This window comes from Sphingomonas sp. MMS24-J45 (genome assembly GCF_044881195.1).
In the GTDB taxonomy this organism is placed as follows: Bacteria; Pseudomonadota; Alphaproteobacteria; order Sphingomonadales; family Sphingomonadaceae; genus Sphingomonas.
In genome coordinates this window covers 24,182-42,861 of the sequence record NZ_CP173255.1, presented here as the reverse complement: position 1 = coordinate 42,861, position 18,680 = coordinate 24,182, and the positions used below count along the sequence as shown (strand labels likewise).

At 64.0% G+C, this 18,680-nt stretch carries 19 protein-coding genes and 1 tRNA gene; 10 read left to right on the top strand and 10 right to left on the bottom strand.

The window, feature by feature from the left end:
- Positions 1 to 37 precede the first annotated feature (37 nt).
- From AB5I39_RS00220 to AB5I39_RS00200, 5 genes are all read right to left on the bottom strand, one after another.
- Complete coding sequence (locus AB5I39_RS00220; protein WP_404369795.1) at positions 38 to 685, bottom strand: hypothetical protein; 648 nt, start codon at positions 683 to 685, stop codon at positions 38 to 40.
- Positions 686 to 689: 4 nt separating this feature from the next.
- Positions 690 to 1,457: a hypothetical protein gene (locus AB5I39_RS00215; protein WP_404369793.1), complete on the bottom strand. Its 768-nt coding sequence runs from the start codon at positions 1,455 to 1,457 to the stop codon at positions 690 to 692.
- Positions 1,457 to 2,089 (bottom strand): hypothetical protein, encoded by a 633-nt coding sequence (locus AB5I39_RS00210; RefSeq protein ID WP_404369791.1) that lies wholly within the window; start codon positions 2,087 to 2,089, stop codon positions 1,457 to 1,459. Before AB5I39_RS00210 ends, AB5I39_RS00215 begins: the two co-directional genes overlap by 1 nt.
- 95 nt (positions 2,090 to 2,184) lie before the next feature.
- Complete coding sequence (locus tag AB5I39_RS00205; protein WP_404369789.1) at positions 2,185 to 2,382, bottom strand: hypothetical protein; 198 nt, start codon at positions 2,380 to 2,382, stop codon at positions 2,185 to 2,187.
- On the bottom strand, positions 2,379 to 2,552 hold the full coding sequence (locus AB5I39_RS00200) for a hypothetical protein (protein WP_404369787.1): 174 nt from the start codon (positions 2,550 to 2,552) through the stop codon (positions 2,379 to 2,381). The genes AB5I39_RS00205 and AB5I39_RS00200 overlap by 4 nt, the downstream gene beginning before the upstream one ends.
- 130 nt (positions 2,553 to 2,682) lie before the next feature.
- Between AB5I39_RS00200 and AB5I39_RS00195 the strand changes: the two genes are divergently transcribed.
- The 7 genes from AB5I39_RS00195 (at position 2,683) to AB5I39_RS00165 (ending at position 9,058) form a co-directional block, all read left to right on the top strand.
- Positions 2,683 to 2,767 (top strand) — tRNA-Leu (locus AB5I39_RS00195).
- Positions 2,768 to 2,830: 63 nt separating this feature from the next.
- The gene (gene tig, locus AB5I39_RS00190) at positions 2,831 to 4,471 is read left to right on the top strand and encodes a trigger factor (protein WP_404369785.1); all 1,641 of its coding nucleotides are present in this window, start codon (positions 2,831 to 2,833) and stop codon (positions 4,469 to 4,471) included.
- Between the two features lie 120 nt (positions 4,472 to 4,591).
- Positions 4,592 to 5,545: a glycosyltransferase family 2 protein gene (locus AB5I39_RS00185; RefSeq protein ID WP_404369784.1), complete on the top strand. Its 954-nt coding sequence runs from the start codon at positions 4,592 to 4,594 to the stop codon at positions 5,543 to 5,545.
- A 76-nt stretch (positions 5,546 to 5,621) separates the two neighbouring features.
- Positions 5,622 to 6,296: an ATP-dependent Clp protease proteolytic subunit gene (locus AB5I39_RS00180; RefSeq protein WP_404369782.1), complete on the top strand. Its 675-nt coding sequence runs from the start codon at positions 5,622 to 5,624 to the stop codon at positions 6,294 to 6,296.
- Between the two features lie 143 nt (positions 6,297 to 6,439).
- Positions 6,440 to 7,708 (top strand): ATP-dependent Clp protease ATP-binding subunit ClpX, encoded by a 1,269-nt coding sequence (gene clpX, locus AB5I39_RS00175; protein ID WP_404369780.1) that lies wholly within the window; start codon positions 6,440 to 6,442, stop codon positions 7,706 to 7,708.
- The gene (locus AB5I39_RS00170; RefSeq protein WP_404369778.1) at positions 7,705 to 8,292 is read left to right on the top strand and encodes a GNAT family N-acetyltransferase; all 588 of its coding nucleotides are present in this window, start codon (positions 7,705 to 7,707) and stop codon (positions 8,290 to 8,292) included. Before clpX ends, AB5I39_RS00170 begins: the two co-directional genes overlap by 4 nt.
- A 118-nt stretch (positions 8,293 to 8,410) precedes the next feature.
- A complete protein-coding gene (locus AB5I39_RS00165; protein WP_404369777.1) occupies positions 8,411 to 9,058 on the top strand; it encodes a DUF4893 domain-containing protein in 648 nt (215 codons plus the stop codon).
- Here AB5I39_RS00165 and AB5I39_RS00160 read toward each other — a convergent pair.
- The 3 genes from AB5I39_RS00160 to AB5I39_RS00150 are packed head-to-tail and all read right to left on the bottom strand — an operon-like array spanning position 9,053 to position 12,085.
- On the bottom strand, positions 9,053 to 9,649 hold the full coding sequence (locus AB5I39_RS00160; RefSeq protein WP_404369775.1) for a methyltransferase family protein: 597 nt from the start codon (positions 9,647 to 9,649) through the stop codon (positions 9,053 to 9,055). The genes AB5I39_RS00165 and AB5I39_RS00160 overlap by 6 nt on opposite strands.
- A gap of 52 nt (positions 9,650 to 9,701) precedes the next feature.
- Entirely contained in the window at positions 9,702 to 11,429 is a 1,728-nt protein-coding gene (locus AB5I39_RS00155) for a M1 family metallopeptidase (protein WP_404369773.1), read from the bottom strand.
- On the bottom strand, positions 11,426 to 12,085 hold the full coding sequence (locus AB5I39_RS00150; protein WP_404369772.1) for a hypothetical protein: 660 nt from the start codon (positions 12,083 to 12,085) through the stop codon (positions 11,426 to 11,428). The genes AB5I39_RS00155 and AB5I39_RS00150 overlap by 4 nt, the downstream gene beginning before the upstream one ends.
- 82 nt (positions 12,086 to 12,167) lie before the next feature.
- Between AB5I39_RS00150 and lon the strand changes: the two genes are divergently transcribed.
- Both lon and AB5I39_RS00140 read left to right on the top strand, forming a co-directional pair.
- Positions 12,168 to 14,645, top strand: a complete 2,478-nt coding sequence (gene lon / locus AB5I39_RS00145) for an endopeptidase La (RefSeq protein ID WP_404369770.1) — start codon at positions 12,168 to 12,170, stop codon at positions 14,643 to 14,645.
- Between the two features lie 138 nt (positions 14,646 to 14,783).
- Positions 14,784 to 15,056 (top strand): HU family DNA-binding protein, encoded by a 273-nt coding sequence (locus tag AB5I39_RS00140; protein WP_404369768.1) that lies wholly within the window; start codon positions 14,784 to 14,786, stop codon positions 15,054 to 15,056.
- Between the two features lie 84 nt (positions 15,057 to 15,140).
- On the opposite strand, the gene AB5I39_RS00135 is transcribed toward AB5I39_RS00140, so the two are convergent.
- Positions 15,141 to 15,749 (bottom strand): hypothetical protein, encoded by a 609-nt coding sequence (locus AB5I39_RS00135; protein ID WP_404369766.1) that lies wholly within the window; start codon positions 15,747 to 15,749, stop codon positions 15,141 to 15,143.
- A complete protein-coding gene (locus AB5I39_RS00130) occupies positions 15,746 to 16,729 on the bottom strand; it encodes a hypothetical protein (RefSeq protein WP_404369765.1) in 984 nt (327 codons plus the stop codon). The genes AB5I39_RS00135 and AB5I39_RS00130 overlap by 4 nt, the downstream gene beginning before the upstream one ends.
- A gap of 124 nt (positions 16,730 to 16,853) precedes the next feature.
- On the opposite strand from AB5I39_RS00130, the gene AB5I39_RS00125 reads away from it, so the two are divergent.
- Complete coding sequence (locus tag AB5I39_RS00125; RefSeq protein WP_404369763.1) at positions 16,854 to 18,674, top strand: DUF885 domain-containing protein; 1,821 nt, start codon at positions 16,854 to 16,856, stop codon at positions 18,672 to 18,674.
- Positions 18,675 to 18,680: the final 6 nt, after the last annotated feature.

Below are 18,680 nucleotides of genomic sequence, written 5' to 3'. Positions count from 1 at the left end.
GGAGCCGGATCCGACGTCCGGCTCCCTCGCGTCTCGATCAGCTAGTCTTGGTTGCCATCGCCTTGCGGGCGTTGTTGGCATATTCCTCGAAGTTCTTGTTAAAGACCGACACGAGCTCATTGAGCGCTGCGATGGCGTCTTCGCCTTCCTTCGCGGGAAACAGCTTTAGGCCGTTGCCGCCCCATGCCTTGTATTCATAGTCGATCTTCTGGTCATTGCCGAAATCGCGCAGCATGAACAGCGTCCGCAGCGAGCGTCCGTAGATTGCCGCTTTTTGGTAAAATACGTCCGCAACGATCAGTTCCGAATAGCACGCGGCGGTCGAATCCGAGCGGCGTGTCTTGATCTTGTTCATCGTCTTGCGTTCGAGCGGTTGTTCGTGGCGCACGATTACCGTTCCAGCGGGGCGGTTGAGCAACTCCACAAGCTTCAGCGACTGCAAGGCGTCCAGTTGGGACGGGCTGTCGAGCGCGCTCGCCATTTGTGCCTTGTTGCTCGCGTCCTTTCCACTGTGCAGCGCGGCGTCGAGCAGGCCGCCGCCAAGCAATCCGGTCGTCACGGAGTTCATGCGCTCCGCCGGCCAAATGTGCAGTTCGCACGGTGCAGTTTGCGCCATTGCCTGCCCCGATACCGACGCAGCCACGCCGGTGGCTGCCGCAGCGACGAACGACCGAATAGAAAACATTAGATTACTCCTTGCCGGTGATAGAGGATTGAGGATGGGGCGTCTGCTTCGCAACGATCGCTGCGAAGGTCTGAAGATTGCGCGCGAACGCGTTGACCAGTTCAGCGTTCGCGGCATCCGTCGTCACCAGCGGATCCAGCGAGAAAATCTCGAGCTTGGTTTCGACCAACGTCGCGAAGCTTCGTATCGGTCGGTCCGTCGCGCCAAAATCGCGATATCGCACGAACGCTTTTAGCTTTCGACCGCGGGCATATTCCCGGGAATATACAAGATCATCGACAACCAAATCGGCATAGCACCGCGCCGTCGGCGCGGGATCATAGCGCGTGGTAATTGTTCGGATTTCCCGGCTCGTAAGCGGCACTTCGTGCACAATCGGCCGATACGCGGCGATACCGAGCGATGCGTTCAGTGGCAATTGCTTGAGGGTGGCAATCTGTTGCGGGGGCGAGAGCGGTACCGCGACCTTTTCCTTCAACGCCGTGGCCACTTGCGCGTCACGGCGGTCTGCGGTGGCTTGCTGGGTCCGCTTCAGAATGCCTTCAAGGACGCCGGACGACCCTCTCGAGTCTAACGCGCGCTGTCGGACAGCGAGCATTCCGTCGGCAGGCCAGATGTGCAGCTCGCAGGAGCCAGGCGATTCTGTCTGTCCCGCCGTCGCAAGTTGAGCGTGACCGGCGACAGGTGCCACAAGAAGCACCGCTGCGATGCTCGAAACAAGCGCTGTGCGCCGACGGCCGAGCGGCAGGCCCGCAACACGATACGGTCGCATCAGCGCTTGTTCTTAGCTGGCTTGAGCAGCGCGGCGGCGAACAATTTTACGTTATTGGAAAATGCCGAGCGCACCTCGGTCGCCGCCGCGGCCATATCGGTGTCGGGTTTTGGCGGCAGCAGCAGCAACCGCGTTTTCACCCACGTTCCGAAGGTCTTGTCAGGCGTCGCGCCCGTTCCGAATGCACGATACCGAAACAGAACCTTCAAAAAACTCCCGTTGACTATGTCCTGCTGGAAAAAGACATCATCGACGATGAATTCGGCGTAGCAGGGCGCGGTCGACGGATCGATGCGGGTCGTCGCCGTCCGGATCGTGCGACTTGGCAATGCGACGTCATGATAAATGACGCGCGAGTTTGGTTGCTGAATGAGAATGTTCAGCTTCGCGGCTTTTAGAAGTTCCACTTGATTGACGGTATCGATGGGTTCCGTCGGTACCGTAGGATAGCCGTCACGCCCGGTGACCGCGCCATTGACGATACCGCCGTGAAACCAGCCACTGTAAATTGAACTGAGGCCCGATCCTGGCCAGACATGAAGCTCGCACCGCTCGGCCGAGCCTCCATCAACCGTCTGCGTGTCTGCGGGTGACACCAAGGCGAGCGCAGCCGCCGCAAATACATCCCACATCACACGATCCCCCCGGATTTTCGCTAACGCTAATCCGAGGGGCACTTAGTTGCAATTGTCATTTTAGCTTGGCTGGCAAGCTGCGGGGCCCAGGCCTACTGCGCGTCATCCTCCTGATTTTTCACCACGCCGCCCGTTCCGCCAACGCCATCGGCGATCCCCGGCGAGGTGAACACTTCTGGCTCGTCACCACCTTCCCCGCGCTCGACAGCATCCTTGCGCGCTTCGACTGCCTGCTGGATGTCGCTGCGAGGGTCTTTGCCAGCGTCGGGGCGCTCCGCGTGACCGGTCACGCGAAATCCCCGGTCATGCCGCTGTCGACCGGCTGGCTCGGGTCACCCTGCGGCGTGCCGTCGGGGAAGTCGACGTCAGGTGTCGGGCTGGGCAATTCGGTGGGTACGGGGTCGGGCTGGCCTGGTTCGCTGGGAACCGGTGGCAGTTCGGTCGGTGGGGTGGTTGCCATGTCGTCTCTCCTCTAGTGCATCAAACGCACCGCACTGCGCCCGGTTGCACGCTAATCGCCACCGCACGCAAGGCGCTTGCTCCGCCGCGCATCGCTGGTATAGACGCCCCCCACACCGACGGTGTCCGATGCGGGCGTGGCGGAACTGGTAGACGCAGCAGGTTTAGGTCCTGCCATCGCAAGATGTGGGGGTTCGAGTCCCTTCGCCCGCACCAGTCTCTCGCGCGATTCCGCGCTGGAGACTGCACACTATTCCCGAACAAGGCGTGAGATCTGAAATGCAGACTGTCGAGACGTTGAACGAAGGCCTGAAGCGCGCCTACACCTTGAAAATCACCGCGAAGGATATCGATTCGCGCGTCGATGCCGAACTGAAGCGCGTCGCCCCGACGGTCCGTATGCCTGGCTTCCGCCCTGGCAAGGTGCCCGCCAACCTCGTGCGCAAGATGCACGGCGAGGCGCTGATGCAGGACGCACTCAACAGCTCGATCCAGGAAGGCATTCAGAGCCTGATCGCCGAGCAGAAGCTGCGCCCCGCGCTGCAGCCCTCGGTTCGCCTCGATGACGGCTATGAACTCGGCAAGGATGCCGATGTGACGGTCGAGCTCGAAGTGCTCCCCGACGTGCCGACCCCGGCGATCGACGCGCTGAAGCTCGAGCGGCTGACCGTCCCCGCCGACGAGGCGGTCGTGAACGAGCAGCTCAAGAAGTTTGCTGACCAGCAGAAGCGTTGGGAAGACGCCAAGGCGGCGTACAAGGCGAAGATCGGCGATCTGGTCGTCATGGATTTCGTCGGCAAGGTCGGCGATGTCGCGTTCGATGGGGGCACTGGCACCGACATGTCGGTCGAGCTCGGCACGGGTCGCTTGATCCCCGGTTTCGAAGATCAGGTGGTCGGCGTGAAGACCGGCGAAGAGCGCCAGATCAACGTCACTTTCCCGGAGGATTATCAGGCCAAGGAACTGGCCGGTAAGGCCGCGACCTTCGACCTGAAGATCACCGCGGTGAAGACCGCAGGCGAGACCAAGATCGACGACGAACTGGCGACCTCGCTCGGCCTCGAAAGCCTGGAGCAGCTGACCGGCCTGCTCAAGGGCCAGATTGAGCAGGAGCTCAACGGCCTGACGCGCACGCACATGAAGCGCAAGCTGCTCGACCAACTGGCCGAGGGGCATGATTTCGAAGTGCCGCCGTCGATGGTCGAGGCCGAATTCGAGCAGATCTGGCAGCAGCTTCAGCATGAAGCGACGCATGAGGAAGATCCCGCCGCGGCGCTGGCTGAAATGGAAGCCGAGCGCGACGATTACCGCAAGATCGCCGAGCGCCGCGTGCGCCTGGGGCTTTTGCTGAGCGAGATCGGCCAGGCTAACGGCGTCGAAGTCACCAGCCAGGAAATGAACCGGCTGATTGCCCAGGCCGCGCAGCAATACGGCCCGGAGGATCGCCAGCGCTTCATCCAGTACATCCAGCAGGAGCCGATGGCGGCCGCCCAGCTGCGCGCGCCTCTGTATGAGGACAAGGTCGTCGACTGGCTCTTCGCTAAGGCCGACATCACCGACCGCGAAGTAACGCGCGAGGAACTGGAAGCCGCGATCGAGAGCGAAGAAGGCTTCTCGACCGGCACGCACACGCACGACCATGAGAACCACAAGCCGAAGGGCAAGAAGGCTGCCGCCAAGCCCGCGGCGAAGAAGTCCGCAAAGGCTTCGACCGACGAGGCGAAGGAAATGGAAGCAGCCGATATCGAGCCTGCCATGCCCGGCGATGAGCTTGTCGAAGCCGAGCCCGTGAAGAAGGCGGCGACCAAGAAGGCTCCCGCGAAGAAGGCGGCGGAAGCGGCACCGGCCGAGGAGGCTGCTGCCGAGGCACCCGCCAAGAAGCCAGCTGCCAAGAAGGCCGCGGCTAAGAAAGCCGAATAATCTCTCCGTCATGCCGGACTTGTTCCGGCATCCACCGTGGGGCAAATGTGCCAGTGGCGGCGCACGCCCCCCGGTGGACCCCGGAACTAGTCCGGGGTGACTGACCGGGAGGGAAACACGATGACACCGCGCATTGCCGTCCTGCTGCCCTGCTATAACGAAAGCGCCGCGATCGCGCAGACCGTCGCCGGGTTCCGCACCGCGTTGCCGGATGCGACGATCTACGTGTATGACAACAATAGTGTCGACGACACCGTTGCGGTCGCGCGCGCGGCGGGGGCGGTCGTGCGAACCGAGCGGATGCAGGGCAAGGGCAATGTCGTCCGCCGGATGTTCGCCGATGTCGATGCCGACGTCTATGTCATGGCCGATGGCGACGCGACCTATGACGCGACCGCCGCGCCAGCGCTGGTCGCGCGGTTGCTCGACGAACAGCTCGACATGGTGGTCGGCAGCCGCGTTACACAGGTTAGCGCCGCCTATCGGCGCGGGCACGTGCTCGGCAACCGGGCGATGACCGGATTGCTCGCGCAACTGTTCGGGCGCAGCTTCACCGATATCTTCTCTGGCTACCGCGTCTTTTCGCGGCGCTTCGTGAAGAGCTTCCCGGTGCTGTCTTCGGGGTTCGAGATCGAGACCGAGATCAGCGTCCATGCGCTCGAACTCAAGATGCCGGTCGGCGAGATCGAAACGCCCTATTTCGCGCGGCCGGAAGGTTCCGAATCCAAGCTCAGCACGTACCGCGACGGCTTCCGCATCGCGCGCACCATCGTCACCCTGTACCGGATCGAGCGGCCCTTGCTGTTTTTCGGGGTGATCGCGGCCTTGCTGCTTGCGGCAGCGTTCGCGCTCGCGGTGCCGCTCATCATCACCTATATGCACACGCATCTGGTGCCGCGTCTGCCGACGGCGGTGCTGGTGACCGGGCTGACGATCCTGTCGGCGCTCAACGGATTCACCGGATTGATCCTCGATACGGTGGTGCGCGGGCGGCGTGAAGTGCGGCGGCTTGCTTATCTCGGCCATCGCGCGCCGGGTGCCGAGGAGCGGCGCGGCGAAGCGGCGGGGGCTTGAACTCGCTTCCGCCAGCGCCGATGTAGGGTTTCCGGCATTCACGTCCTTTGGGGCATTTAGGACTTACAGGCTCATTATGCGCAATCCGTTCGACACTGGCGATTTCCTGGCACCTATCAATGACGGTCTTGTCCCGATCGTCATTGAGCAATCCAACCGCGGCGAGCGCAGCTTCGACATCTATTCGCGGCTGCTGCGCGAGCGGATCATCTTCGTGACCGGTGGGGTCGAGGACCATATGGCCTCGGTCATCTCAGCGCAGTTGCTCTTCCTGGAGTCGGAAAACCCCAAGAAGGACATCTTCATGTACATCAACTCGCCGGGCGGCGTCGTCACGGCGGGCATGGCGATCCATGACACGATGCAATACATCCGCCCGCGCGTCGGCACGGTGTGCATGGGTCAAGCCGCTTCGATGGGCAGCTTCCTGCTCGCGGCAGGCGAGCCTGGGATGCGCGTTGCGCTGACCAACGCGCGGATCATGATCCACCAGCCTTCGGGCGGCGCCCAGGGCATGGCGTCGGACATCCAGATCCAGGCGAAGGAGATTCAGCGGATCAAGAACCGCATGAACAATCTCTACGCGCAATATACCGGCAAGCCGCTGGAGGAAATCGAGCGTGCGATGGACCGCGACACCTTCCTGGAAGCAGCCGAAGCGAAGGAATTTGGTCTGGTTGACGAAGTGTTCGACAAGCGTCCGGCGCTCCCGGACGATTCGAGCACGCCGCCGGCGCTGACCTCGGCTTAACGACTTTTGGGCACCGGGGCGCTACACTGCGCCCCGGTGTAGGGTCCGTACGACGAATTTGGTGATTGTCGGACCGCGCGGGGGCGGTCTAGGATAATGTCTCCGCATAGGTGCGCCAGCATGTGGCGCCAAGGATGGTTTGAATGACGAAGCTCAGCGGCGGTGACTCGAAGAGCACGCTCTATTGCTCTTTCTGCGGGAAATCGCAGCATGAGGTACGCAAGCTCATTGCCGGGCCGACGGTGTTCATCTGCGATGAGTGCGTCGAGTTGTGCAATGACATCATCCGGGAAGAGACCAAATCCGCTTTGGTCTCCAAGAAGGACGGTGGCGTGCCGACCCCGCAGGAAATCTGCGACGTGCTCGACGATTATGTGATCGGCCAGAAGCGCGCCAAGCGCGTGCTCTCTGTGGCGGTGCACAACCACTATAAGCGCCTCAACCACGGCCAGAAGGGCGCCGATGTCGAACTCGCGAAGAGCAATATCCTGCTCGTCGGGCCGACCGGCTGCGGCAAGACATTGCTCGCGCAGACGCTCGCGCGCATCCTCGACGTGCCGTTCACGATGGCGGATGCAACCACGCTGACCGAAGCCGGCTATGTCGGCGAGGACGTCGAGAACATCATTCTCAAGCTGCTCCAGGCGTCCGACTATAATGTCGAGCGGGCGCAGCGCGGTATCGTCTATATCGACGAAATCGACAAGATCAGCCGCAAGGCCGAAAACCCGTCGATCACGCGTGACGTGTCGGGCGAGGGCGTGCAGCAGGCGCTGCTCAAGCTGATGGAAGGCACCACCGCGAGCGTTCCGCCGCAGGGTGGCCGCAAGCATCCGCAGCAGGAGTTCCTGCAGGTCGACACGACGAATATCCTGTTCATCTGCGGCGGCGCGTTCAGCGGTCTCGAGAAGATCATCGGCGATCGTCTGCAGGGCAAGTCGATCGGCTTCGGTGCCTATGTCGCAAGCCCGGAAGAGCGCCGCACCGGCGAGACGCTGAAGGCCGTCGAGCCCGAGGATCTGCTGAAGTTCGGCCTGATCCCGGAATTCGTCGGCCGTTTGCCAGTCATCGCCACGCTCGAGGATCTCGACGTGCCGGCGCTGGTGACGATCCTGACCGAGCCCAAGAACGCCTTGGTCAAGCAGTATCAAAAACTGTTCGACATGGAAGACGTCAAGCTCGGCTTCACCGACGACGCGCTTGTGCAGGTCGCGAAGAAGGCGATCGACCGCAAGACCGGCGCGCGCGGGTTGCGCTCGATCCTTGAGGGCATCCTGCTGGACACCATGTTCGATCTGCCGGGTATGGACTCGGTCGATGAAGTGATGATCGACAAGGACGTGATCGAGGGCCGCAAGGAGCCGATCCGCGTCTATGCCAAGAAGGAAAAGGCCGGCGCCGGGGCCGCGTGAGCGACGGGGTCCGGGTTGCGGGCACCGCTGACCGCGCCCGGATTGCCACGCTGTTTGCCTGCGCCTTCGCCGATGATCCGGCGATGGCGTTCCTCTTTCCCGATGTGGCGCAGCGCGCGAAGCGCACGCCGCGGCTGTTCGCTACACTGTTCGACGGCGATGCGCTCGGCGGAATGCGGCTAATCACGCAGGGCGGCGAGGCCGCGACACTCTGGCGCGGGCCAGGGCAGAGCCGGACCGGGCTGCTGGATCTATTGCCGCAGGCATGGCCGTTGTTGCGTACCTTCGGGCTGGGGCTTGGTCGCGGCCTTGCGGTGTCGCAGGCCATCGACGCGCATTTGCCGTCTACACCGCATTGGTACCTCCACATCGCTGGCTGCGACCCCGCCGCGCAGGGCAAAGGGTATGGCGGCGCCGCGATCCGATCGGGTCTAGCGCGGATCGCGGGGAGCGGGCTGCCGGTCTATCTGGAGACGGCCAATCCGAAAAATCTTGTCTTTTATCAGGCGCTCGGCTTCGAACTAACCGACATGTGGGACGTCCCACATGGCGGCCCGCGCTTTTGGTCGCTGCTGCGCACCTGATCGTCGCACGGAACGTGCGGCGGTGCTGATCTTTACGATCTGTTAACCTTTGGTATTTACCAAATCTTAACGCGGCCCGCCGCGTATCAGTCCATCCCTGACCAAGGATTTCTCCGCGATGCAGCACGGATCCCTTTTGCTCGCCTCGGTGGCAGTGCTGCTGTCCGGCTGCGCCGCCGGGCTGAAGCACCCTGCTCCAAAAGGGCTGGTGAGCGAACCGGTCGAGCCGACCGGGTGGAACGCCGCGATCACCGCGCCGGACCGTGCACGGCTCGCATCGCTCCCGGAGTTGTGGGCAAAGGCGCGCGCGAGCGTGCCGGGGCGAGCGAAGGCGCAGTTCGAGCGCGAGGGGCCGCTGGTCGATCCGGCAGCGGCACTCGATCTGCCTGCACTGCCGCCCGGCCCTTATTCATGCCGCCTGGTGCGGCTCGGCGGACGGGCCGGGGTGGCGACGTTCAAGCCGGATTTCTGCACCGTCGATGGCTCCAGGCACAGCCTGTCGCTGACCAAGCAAAGCGGATCGATCCTGCCCGGCGGCTGGTTGTTCGCCGATACCGAGCGCCGCCAAGTCTTTCTGGGCACGTTCCGCCCGGCGCGCATGAAGAGCGCGCCAGCCTACAGCACCAACCCGGCGCAGGACGTCGTCGGTGTCGTCGAGCGAGTCGCGCCATTTCGCTGGCGGCTCGTTCTCACGCGCGCGGGTGGTGGCGCTGCGCTCGACATCTATGAACTCATCCCCGTGCCGCCGCGGGTAGCGGGGTCATAGCAGGCCCGGGATAAAGCGCTTCACGCGGGCGGCATACGCGTCATAATCCGGGAAGGTGGCGCGCAGCACCGCCTCCTCGTGACGCACGCGCATCCAGGTGGCGAAGGCGTAGAGTGGAACCGCGACGATCAGGTTGCGCGAATGGCCGTAGGCGATCGCCATCCCGACCATGATGCAGAACAATGCGACGTAGATCGGGTTGCGGATATAGGCGAACGGGCCGGACTGCACGAGATTGCCGTCGTCGCGAGTCCGCGCGACCAGTGCCCAATTCCGCCCCATCTCGCGCGACGCGGCATCGAACAGCCAGGCGGCGAACAGCGTCAGCACCAGGACGACGGCCGCCTGCACCACCGCTGTGGCGGAGAACGGATCGAGACGGACAAGCACCGGCCCGATCGCGATGAACCCGATCGCCAGCCCCTGAACCCCAATCCACAGAATCGAGGCGCTGCGGCGGTCCCTATTGTCGCTCTTGGGAGCTTTTGCCCCACGCTGACGCGCCAGGAACAGCGCGACGACGAAGGCAATAAAGCCAATCCAGAAGGCGATGATGCCAGTCAAACCAACCGGATCCCATCGTAGCACCATGACGCCGCTCCTCGTCTGATCGGCTGTATCGTCTCTGTAATACAGTTCCTTGTCAACTGCCGGATCGCGCGCGGTGCGCCTCGGCGTCGCGCCATGCCTGATACCGCTCGATCGCGACCGAGCGCCGGAGCAGCTTCGCATCAGGATCGATCACCACATGCACGCCGCTGGGAACCGGCAGCGATCCCATTCCCCCGGTCATCGGCACACGAACAATCCGCTCGCCGACCTGCACCTCGACCGGCATCGGAAAGGCACGCCCGCCCGGCGCATCCCAGCGCAGCGACAGGCGGTGCGCGGTGCGTGACTCGATCAGATCGGGCAGCGCCGATTGCCGCAGATAGACATCGAAGAACCAGCCATAATCCTTGCCGGTCACGCGGCGGACGATCCCTTCGAATTCCTCGGTCGAGGTATAGCGCGGCAAGAAGTTGCCCGGCCGCGGGTCGGCGCGGCCATAGACCGCCAGCCGCGTCACCGTTCTGAATGCGCGGTCGCCGATCAGGCCCCGCAGCGTGTGGAGCATCCACGAGCCCTTGTAGTAGATGTCCTGACCGGGCCCGCCCTTGTCGAGTTCGTACACCTCATTCTCAGTGCGCACCTTGCCCGAAATGACCGGGCGCAGATTGGCGATGTTCTTGCGCTGATCGGCGAGCATCGTGGCGTAGCGGGCGTTCCCCTCGCGCCAGCGGCCATAGAGTGGCTGCATGTAGCTGCCATAGCCCTCGTGCAGCCAGTAATCGTCCCAATTGGCGACGGTCATCTGATTGCCGAAATATTCGTGGGCGAACTCGTGGTGGAACAGCCAGTCGAACCCCTCGGGCGCCTTGGCATAGCCATTGCCGTAGGCGTTGATGGTTTGATGCTCCATGCCCTTGTGCGGCGTTTCGACCACGCCGAGTTTCTCGTCGGCAAAGGGGTAGGGGCCGATCTCGCTTTCGAAGAAATCGAGCGTCGGCGCGAATTCATCAAACAGCGCTCGTGCCTTGTCGGCCTCGCCCGGCAAATACCAGTAATAGAGCGGGATGGTGTTGCCGTAGCGGCTCTTGTAGCGGCCCGAAACCTCCTCATACGGTCCGACATTGAGCGCGATGCCATAGGTGTTGGGATGCTTCGCGCGCCAGCTCCACGTCGTCCGCCCATCCGCCAGCGTATCGACACCCAGCAACACGCCGTTGGAGGGCGCCTTTAGGCCCTTCGGCACGGTGATGTGCAGGGTGACGACGCCCGGCTCGCCGGTCGGGAAGTCGAGGCATGGCCAGAACAGATCGCAGCCCGAGGCCTCCGCGGTCGTCGCGAACCACGGCTCCCCGCTCGGGGTCTTGGACCAGACCATGCCGTCGTCCCACGGTGCCTTCACCGCGACATGCGGCTGTCCGCCGTAGCGGATGCGCGCGGTGACCGGTTCGCCGGCGCGGAGCGGGCGGGGCAGGGAGATGGTCAGCTTGCCCACGGGATTGCGCCACGCGGTCGCCGAGAGGGCCGTACCGTCGATGGCGATCGCGTCGACCGGCAGATTGGGGTCGAGATCGACCACCAGCCGTTCCAGTGGCGCCATGGCGGTGAAGGACAGCGTCGCGACCCCGCGCAACGTTTCCGTGTCGGGCAGTACTTCGAACGCCAGGTCGGCCGCGTCGAAGCGCAATCGCGCTTGATCGGGGTCGATCGGCCCGCCCGACTTCTGCGTCTGCGGCGTGAGCGGCGGTTTGCCCTTTTCGGGCAGGCCTGCTGCGATCAGCGCAAGCAGCGCTACCGTCGCCAATATCCGATAGCGGGTCATGCCGGGTCCAGTTCCGCTGCGAAATCCGTGATGGTCAGGCGCGAAAAGGGCCTTCCGTTCTGCATGACCGAAATGCTGCGCGGGAAACGCACACCGGCCGAAGCCACTGTGCCGCTGAAGCTGAGCCGTTGCCGCACCGCCGCGCCGTCGGGGTCGGGCGACGCAATGCGATAGTCGGCGGCGGCCACTCGCCCGTCGCGCGCGAGGGTGAGGGAGATCGGCGGGTATCCATCGCTGCTGGCGTTGAGGGTGCTTCCGTTCGCCGCGCTGAGATAGGCGGGGGCAAGCAGCAGATAGGCATAGGCTCCCGCTTGCTGACGCTGAAAGCGGGCTTGTTCGAGTGACAACGCCGTCTGCGCACCGGCATGGACCACGAACCCGCCATCGCGTTCGATCATCACCGTGCGTCGGGTCGCCCGTCCGTCGCTCGGTAACCAGCTTTCGAAGCGCGCGCGTCCAAAGGGCTCGATACGCGCCTCAACCGCGAGATCGACGGCCACGCCACCCAGCAGCATTCGCATCGTCCCGATCCAGGAGATGGCGCGCACGCGCCGCAACGTAGCCTCGCCACCTGCTGCGGCAAGGGCGCGCGCGACCGCGTCGGTACGCCCGCGCGCCGCCGCCGGAAGGGCCGCGCACGCGATCGTTGCTGCCAAAATCGTTCGGCGATTGATGGAATGGCAATCCGCCCCATATAAGGAATCAAAGACGCGTGTTTCGCGTCGCCCCGGAGTTTGCATGACCCAAGTCTCTTCCACCCAGTCTTACCCTGTTCTGCCGCTGCGCGACATCGTCGTCTTTCCCGCCATGATCGTGCCGCTGTTCGTCGGTCGCGACAAGTCGGTCGCCGCCTTGGAAGCGGCAATGGCCGCCGACAAGGAGATTTTCCTGGTCGCGCAGCTCGATCCGGCCGAGGACGATCCCGATCGCGATGACCTGTATGAGGTCGGCGTCACTGCAGTCGTGCTGCAATTGCTCAAGCTGCCCGATGGCACGGTGCGCGTGTTGGTCGAGGGCAAGCGCCGTGCGGCGCTGACCGGGCTGGTCGCGGTCGACGGCTATCTTTCGGCCGAAGTCGAGATGCTGGAAGGCGAGGCTGGGGCAGCGGTGCTTGAAACGGCCAGCACCGAGCAGAGCGAGCGCGTCGGCAAGCTCGCCGCCGACACGCTGAGTCCCGAGCTGAACGCGCTGATGCGGTCGGTGATCGATCAGTTCGAGAATTATGCCAAGCTCAACCGTAAGCTGCCCGCCGAAACCGCAGTGCAGCTCGGCGAGATCGAGGATCCTTCGAAGCTGGCGGACGCCGTCGCCGCGAATATCCAGGTCAAGGTCAGCGATAAGCAAGCGCTGTTGATTGAGCGCGATCCGGCCAAGCGGCTGGAGATGGTCTACGCCTTCATGGAGGGCGAACTCGGCGTCCTGCAGGTCGAGAAGAAGATCAAGTCGCGGGTCAAGCGGCAGATGGAGAAGACCCAGCGCGAATATTACCTAAACGAGCAGTTGAAGGCGATCCAGCGCGAACTCGGCAATGAGGGCGAGGAAGGCGAGGGCGACGAGATCGCCGAGCTGACGCAGAAGATCGCCACGCTGAAGCTGTCGAAGGAAGCGCGCACCAAGGCGACTGCCGAGCTCAAGAAGCTCAAGACGATGGCGCCGATGAGCGCCGAAGCGACCGTCGTGCGCAACTATCTCGACGTGCTGCTTGGCTTGCCGTGGGGCAAGAAGTCTAAGATCCGCAAGGACATTTCGGCGGCGCAAGCGGTGCTCGACGAGGACCATTATGCGCTGGAGAAGGTCAAGGACCGGATCATCGAATATCTGGCGGTACAGGCGCGCACCAACAAGCTGAAGGGGCCGATCCTGTGCCTCGTCGGGCCTCCGGGCGTGGGCAAGACCAGCCTTGGCAAGTCGATCGCCAAGGCGACGGGCCGCGAATTCATCCGCCAGTCGCTCGGCGGCGTGCGCGATGAAGCCGAGATTCGCGGGCATCGCCGCACCTATATCGGCTCGCTGCCGGGCAAGATCGTTACCAATCTCAAGAAGGCCGGCACCAGCAACCCGCTGTTCCTGCTCGATGAGATCGACAAGCTCGGCCAGGATTTCCGCGGTGATCCGGCGTCGGCGTTGCTCGAAGTGCTCGACCCTGAACAGAATTCGAAGTTCAACGATCATTATCTGGAGATCGACGTCGATCTTTCGGACATCATGTTCGTGACCACGGCGAATTCGCTCAACCTGCCGCAGGCGCTGCTCGACCGCATGGAGATCATCCGGCTCGAAGGCTATACCGAGGATGAGAAAGTCGAGATTGCCGAGCGGCATCTGATCGCCAAGCAGATCGAAGCGCATGGCCTGAAGGAGGGTGAGTTCACTCTCACCACCGAGGGGCTACGTGCGCTGATCCAATTCTATACGCGCGAAGCGGGTGTGCGCACGCTGGAACGCGAAATCGCGCGGCTGGCGCGCAAGGCGCTGCGGCAGATTCTGGAAGGCAAGGCGACCAGCGTTACGGTCACGCCGGAGAATTTGTCCGATTTCGCGGGCGTAAAGAAGTATCGCCACGGCCTGGGCGAGGAAGAGAATCAGATCGGTGCGGTGACCGGTCTTGCCTGGACCGAGGTCGGCGGCGAATTGCTGACGATCGAAAGCGTCACAGTGCCCGGGCGCGGTGCCGCCAAGATTACCGGCAAGCTTGGCGACGTGATGAAGGAATCGATCGAGACCGCGTTCAGCTTCATCAAGGCGCGCTCACCCTCGTACGGCATCAAACCGAGCATCTTCGCCCGCAAGGACATCCACATCCATCTGCCTGAAGGGGCGGTGCCGAAGGATGGACCGTCGGCGGGTATTGGCATTGTCACCGCGATCGTCTCGACACTGACCGGCGTGTCGGTTCGCCGCGACATCGCGATGACCGGCGAGGTGACGCTGCGTGGCCGCGTTCTGCCGATCGGCGGGTTGAAGGAGAAGCTGCTCGCGGCGCTGCGTGGCGGCATCACCACGGTGCTGATCCCGCAGGAAAATGAGAAGGACCTGGCGGATATCCCGGCCAATATCCTGAACGGCCTGAAGATCATTCCGGTGGCGCATGTCGATGAAGTGCTGCGACTCGCGCTGACTGGCCCGCTCGAGCCAATCGATTGGACCGAAGCGGACGATCTGGCCGCGCAACCACCGGCGGGGGTTGCCGCTATCGGCGGTGAAGTGCATCATTGACGCTTTAACGGCGTAGATTCGCTGAAATCATAGCGGGGCGGTCGATTTTGCTTTGACAGCCCCGGTGTGACCCGCCTTATTGCGCGACCGGCGTTGGACCGGGAATCATTTTTCTATTGGTAACGGGGGGTTGTGGCTATGAACAAACAAGAACTGATTGCGACGGTCGCGGACACATCGGGCCTGACCAAGGGCGATGCGAGCAAGGCCGTTGAAGCCGTTTTCGATGCGGTGGCGGCCGCGTTGAAGAAGGGCGACGAAGTGCGCTTGGTCGGTTTCGGCACCTTTTCGGTGAGCAAGCGCAAGGCATCGACGGGCCGCAACCCGCGCACGGGCGAACCGATGACGATCAAGGCATCGTCGCAGCCCAAGTTCAAGGCCGGCAAGGGCCTGAAGGATTCCGTCAACTGATCCAGTGATCTGACCCGGTCGGCGGGGATGCCGTGGAGGGCCGCCAAAGGTGCGGCGTCCGGCTCCCCGCCGAGGTTCACGCTGTCAGCGTAATCCCGCGCGCCTTCGGCTGATCTTCGGCACCGGGATGTGCACGTGGCGCACCGCTCCATTTTTGCCGACGATGCCGATCGAAAATCCAATCCGGTGCCAACCGGCGCGGGTGAAGGCACACAATGATGCGCGGTGGTTCCACCAGATAAAGGCGATCGCCCGCCGATAGCGCGGGGAGAGCATCGCCGCGGTCGCGTGCGCGATGAGGATCGGTGCATAACCATAGCCTTGCGCCGCATCGAGGGTGACGACGTTGAGCAAGGCCGCCTCGTCGGGACCTAGCGGCCAGATCGTCGCGTTTTCGTACAATGACTGATCGACGAAATGGGCGGCGCTCAGCGGCTCGCCATGCTTCGACAGCAAGAAGCCGCTCGCACCGATCCGCTCATACCCCAAAACCTTGCGAAACTGTGGATCGGTCGTTGTGGCGATCCGCTGCAGGGCAGTGTCGTCCAGCGGCGCGAAGTCGATTTCCTCGGGCAGTTTGGGGACCGGCCCCGTGGCGTCCGACGCGAAGATCCAGTTGAGCCGATAATCATGCACTACATGGCGGACGAGCCGCTTGGCCACGTCGGTTAGCGTCGTGAGCAGGGCAGTCATCGCACGGGCAGCCACGGCCGTTCATAGCGCAGTGTGGCTGCGGCCTGTTCCAGCACGCGGCCGAAGGTGCGGACCGGGTTCGGTGCCAGGCGCGCCGTGTCGGGCCGTGCGACGGAAGCGATTGCCGGGTCGAGATCGGCAAAGCCGGCGCTGCGCAAATTCGGATTGTCGGCAATCTCGCGGCACATCGCGACGAAACGCGCCATCACCGCCCGGTTTGGTCGGCACCGGTCGCGCGACAGCATTTCAAAACTGTGGCTGACGATAACAAAAGCGGGCTCGCCGGCGTCGCTTGCATGGCGCAGCGCATCGATCATTTCCCAGCGTGACAAAGCGCAGACCTGTGCTGGCCGCACTGCGCCCCGGCGATCGCAGAGTCCGGAGACTGGCAGTTCGATCACGCCGTGCCGACGAACCGGGGAATGCGTGTCAGCGTTGAGACCGATCCGGCAGGGACCGCCAAGATACGCGGGGTTGAAGCTGCTGTCCCAGACGATCCCGAGTTTCGATAAGGCGACCAGCGTGCGATCGTCCGCGCCGAAATTGCCCGCGCGGAACGCGATCGGGCGGGGAACGCCCGCTCTTTCCAGGGCGTCGCGGGCGCCTTGCAGCAGCACGATTTGATCGGTGAGTTCGAAATCGGCGATATTCTGGCCGCGTCTGGCGCCGACCGGAGACGGTGCCGCCCAAGCCAACCATTCCGTATGAGCATGCAACTGTACTTCATGCCCGCGCGCGAGGATCGGACCGACAATGTCCGCGACCACGCCTTCGCCATACACCAGCGCCGGCATCGGATCGACGAAGAAGACCCCCTTCAGGCCGTGCTCCTCCAGCCGGTCCATCTGCCAGCCGATGCCGAACGCACCCGACCGCACGACCCCGCCGATCGAATTCTCGACGTTGCGGCACGGCGTCACGCCCCGCTGATGCAGCGCGGCCGACAGCTCGGTGTCGACCGTGACGAGGACGTCAGTCATGAGAGCGTGCGCCTGCCATACGAGCAACGCCCATCGCACGTGCCGGTTAAGATCGGCGTAACGCGGGGTTGGAAACGCATCGGCGGTGTTTGACGCGGCCGATCAGCGCGGTATCCAAGGCGGCATGGACAGTTTCTCCCCAAATCGCCGTACCGCCCTGGCCGGGCTCGCCGCCAGCGCCGCGTTCGCCACCGTGCCAGAGTGCGCTTTTGCCGCACCGCAAACGGCGGCGGCGCTGCTTGATCGCCTCGCCTGTCAATTGCTGGCCTTGCAGCCGGCCGAGGCGACGCGGCTGGGGGTCGACACCGGTCCTCACGCGGATCTGCGCGGGCGGCTGGATGATCGGTCGGCGGCGGGTGTTGCGAAGGCGCGTGTATTTCTGACCGAGTCCCTTGCTGCACTTAGGCGCGTGTCGCGCGCCGGTTTGGATACCGCCACGCTGACCAGCCTCGCCGTCACGGAAAGCGCGTTCCGCACCGCGCTTGACGGCATGAAACTGCCCTATGGCGTCGCGACGATTGGCAATTGGCGCAACACGCCGTACACGGTGGTGCAGAATGTCGGCGCGTGGCTCGATGTGCCGCAATTGCTCGACGGCGATCAGCCAGTGCGCAGTGCCGCCGACGCCGAGGCTTATCTGTCGCGCCTGTCGGCGATGGCGGTGCAGCTTGACGGCGAGACTGCGCGCGGGCGGAGCGCGCGCGGGCAGGGCCTCGTGCCCCCGTCCTTCCTGCTCGACAAGACGATCGCAGGCGTCGTGGCGACCGTGCGCGATGCGGCGAGCACGGACGGCCCGCTGATCGGCCCGCTCGCACGCAAGACGCAGACGATCCCCGGCGCCTGGGTCGATCGCGCGGGGAAGATCGTCCAAGGATCGGTCATCCCGGCGCTGGAGCGGCAATTGACGGAGCTGCGCGCGCAACGCGGCGTCGCGACCGATGCGGCCGGTCTGGGTACACGCCCAGACGGCCCCGAATGGTATGCCTGGGGCTTGCGCGCCAGCACCACGACTCGTCGAGGCCCTGCTGAAATCCACGCGCTCGGCGTCGCGCAACTGATCGACCTGCACGCGCAGATGGATGTGATCCTGAAGGGCTTCGGCCTGACGCAGGGCACGATCGGCGAGCGGGCGACCGCGTTGCAGCGCCGCCCGGAAATGGTGTTTCCGAACGGTGACGAAGGCCGACGCCAGATCGTCGCTTATATGCAGGGCAAGATCGACGCGATCCGCCCGCGCTTGCCCGACGCGTTCCGTCGCCTGACCGAGGGCAAGCTCGAGATTCGCCGGATGCCGTTGGCGCAGGAACCTGGCGCGCCCGCGGCCTACGGCGGCCCCGGTGCGCTCGATGGATCGATCCCGGGGCGGGTCTGGGTCAATCTCGGCGATCCGTCGATCCACAACCGCGTCACAATCCCCGATCTGGTGTTCCACGAAGGCATTCCCGGCCATGTCTGGCAGGGCGAATATGCGCAAAAACTGCCGCTGATCCGATCTATCCTCGCCTTCAACGCCTATTCCGAAGGCTGGGCGCTGTACGCCGAGCAACTCGCCGACGAGCTTGGCATGTATGACGGCGATCCGGCCGGGCGCTTGGGCTATCTGATGGGTCTGTCGTGGCGCGCAGTGCGGCTGGTGGTCGATACCGGCATCCACGCGATGGGCTGGACCCGCGAACGGGCGCTCGCCGAGTTCGTCGCGGCGACCGGACTGCCGATGTCCAATGCCGCCAGCGAGATCGACCGGTATTGCGCGTGGCCGGGGCAGGCGTGCGGCTATAAATTGGGCCAAACCGAGATACTGGCGCAGCGCGACCGCGCCAAGGCGGCACTCGGGGCGCGCTTCGATCTGCGGGATTTCAACCAGGCGGTGGTCGAGGGCGGGAACGTGCCGCTCGACGTGCTGGGCGGCAACATTACGCGTTACATCGCCCGCGCCCGGGCTTGAGCCGCG

Excerpts from the sequence above, each read along its gene's own strand:
- AB5I39_RS00180 (WP_404369782.1), top strand. The coding sequence starts at position 5,622 with ATGCGCAATCCGTTCGACACTGGCGATTTCCTGGCACCTATCAATGAC.
- AB5I39_RS00200 (WP_404369787.1), bottom strand. The coding sequence starts at position 2,552 with ATGGCAACCACCCCACCGACCGAACTGCCACCGGTTCCCAGCGAACCA.
- AB5I39_RS00130 (WP_404369765.1), bottom strand. The coding sequence starts at position 16,729 with ATGACTGACGTCCTCGTCACGGTCGACACCGAGCTGTCGGCCGCGCTG.
- AB5I39_RS00185 (WP_404369784.1), top strand. The coding sequence starts at position 4,592 with ATGACACCGCGCATTGCCGTCCTGCTGCCCTGCTATAACGAAAGCGCC.
- tig (WP_404369785.1), top strand. The coding sequence starts at position 2,831 with ATGCAGACTGTCGAGACGTTGAACGAAGGCCTGAAGCGCGCCTACACC.
- AB5I39_RS00210 (WP_404369791.1), bottom strand. The coding sequence starts at position 2,089 with ATGTGGGATGTATTTGCGGCGGCTGCGCTCGCCTTGGTGTCACCCGCA.
- AB5I39_RS00165 (WP_404369777.1), top strand. The coding sequence starts at position 8,411 with ATGCAGCACGGATCCCTTTTGCTCGCCTCGGTGGCAGTGCTGCTGTCC.
- lon (WP_404369770.1), top strand. The coding sequence starts at position 12,168 with ATGACCCAAGTCTCTTCCACCCAGTCTTACCCTGTTCTGCCGCTGCGC.
- AB5I39_RS00220 (WP_404369795.1), bottom strand. The coding sequence starts at position 685 with ATGTTTTCTATTCGGTCGTTCGTCGCTGCGGCAGCCACCGGCGTGGCT.
- AB5I39_RS00140 (WP_404369768.1), top strand. The coding sequence starts at position 14,784 with ATGAACAAACAAGAACTGATTGCGACGGTCGCGGACACATCGGGCCTG.
- AB5I39_RS00155 (WP_404369773.1), bottom strand. The coding sequence starts at position 11,429 with ATGACCCGCTATCGGATATTGGCGACGGTAGCGCTGCTTGCGCTGATC.
- AB5I39_RS00160 (WP_404369775.1), bottom strand. The coding sequence starts at position 9,649 with ATGGTGCTACGATGGGATCCGGTTGGTTTGACTGGCATCATCGCCTTC.
- clpX (WP_404369780.1), top strand. The coding sequence starts at position 6,440 with ATGACGAAGCTCAGCGGCGGTGACTCGAAGAGCACGCTCTATTGCTCT.
- AB5I39_RS00135 (WP_404369766.1), bottom strand. The coding sequence starts at position 15,749 with ATGACTGCCCTGCTCACGACGCTAACCGACGTGGCCAAGCGGCTCGTC.
- AB5I39_RS00125 (WP_404369763.1), top strand. The coding sequence starts at position 16,854 with ATGGACAGTTTCTCCCCAAATCGCCGTACCGCCCTGGCCGGGCTCGCC.
- AB5I39_RS00215 (WP_404369793.1), bottom strand. The coding sequence starts at position 1,457 with ATGCGACCGTATCGTGTTGCGGGCCTGCCGCTCGGCCGTCGGCGCACA.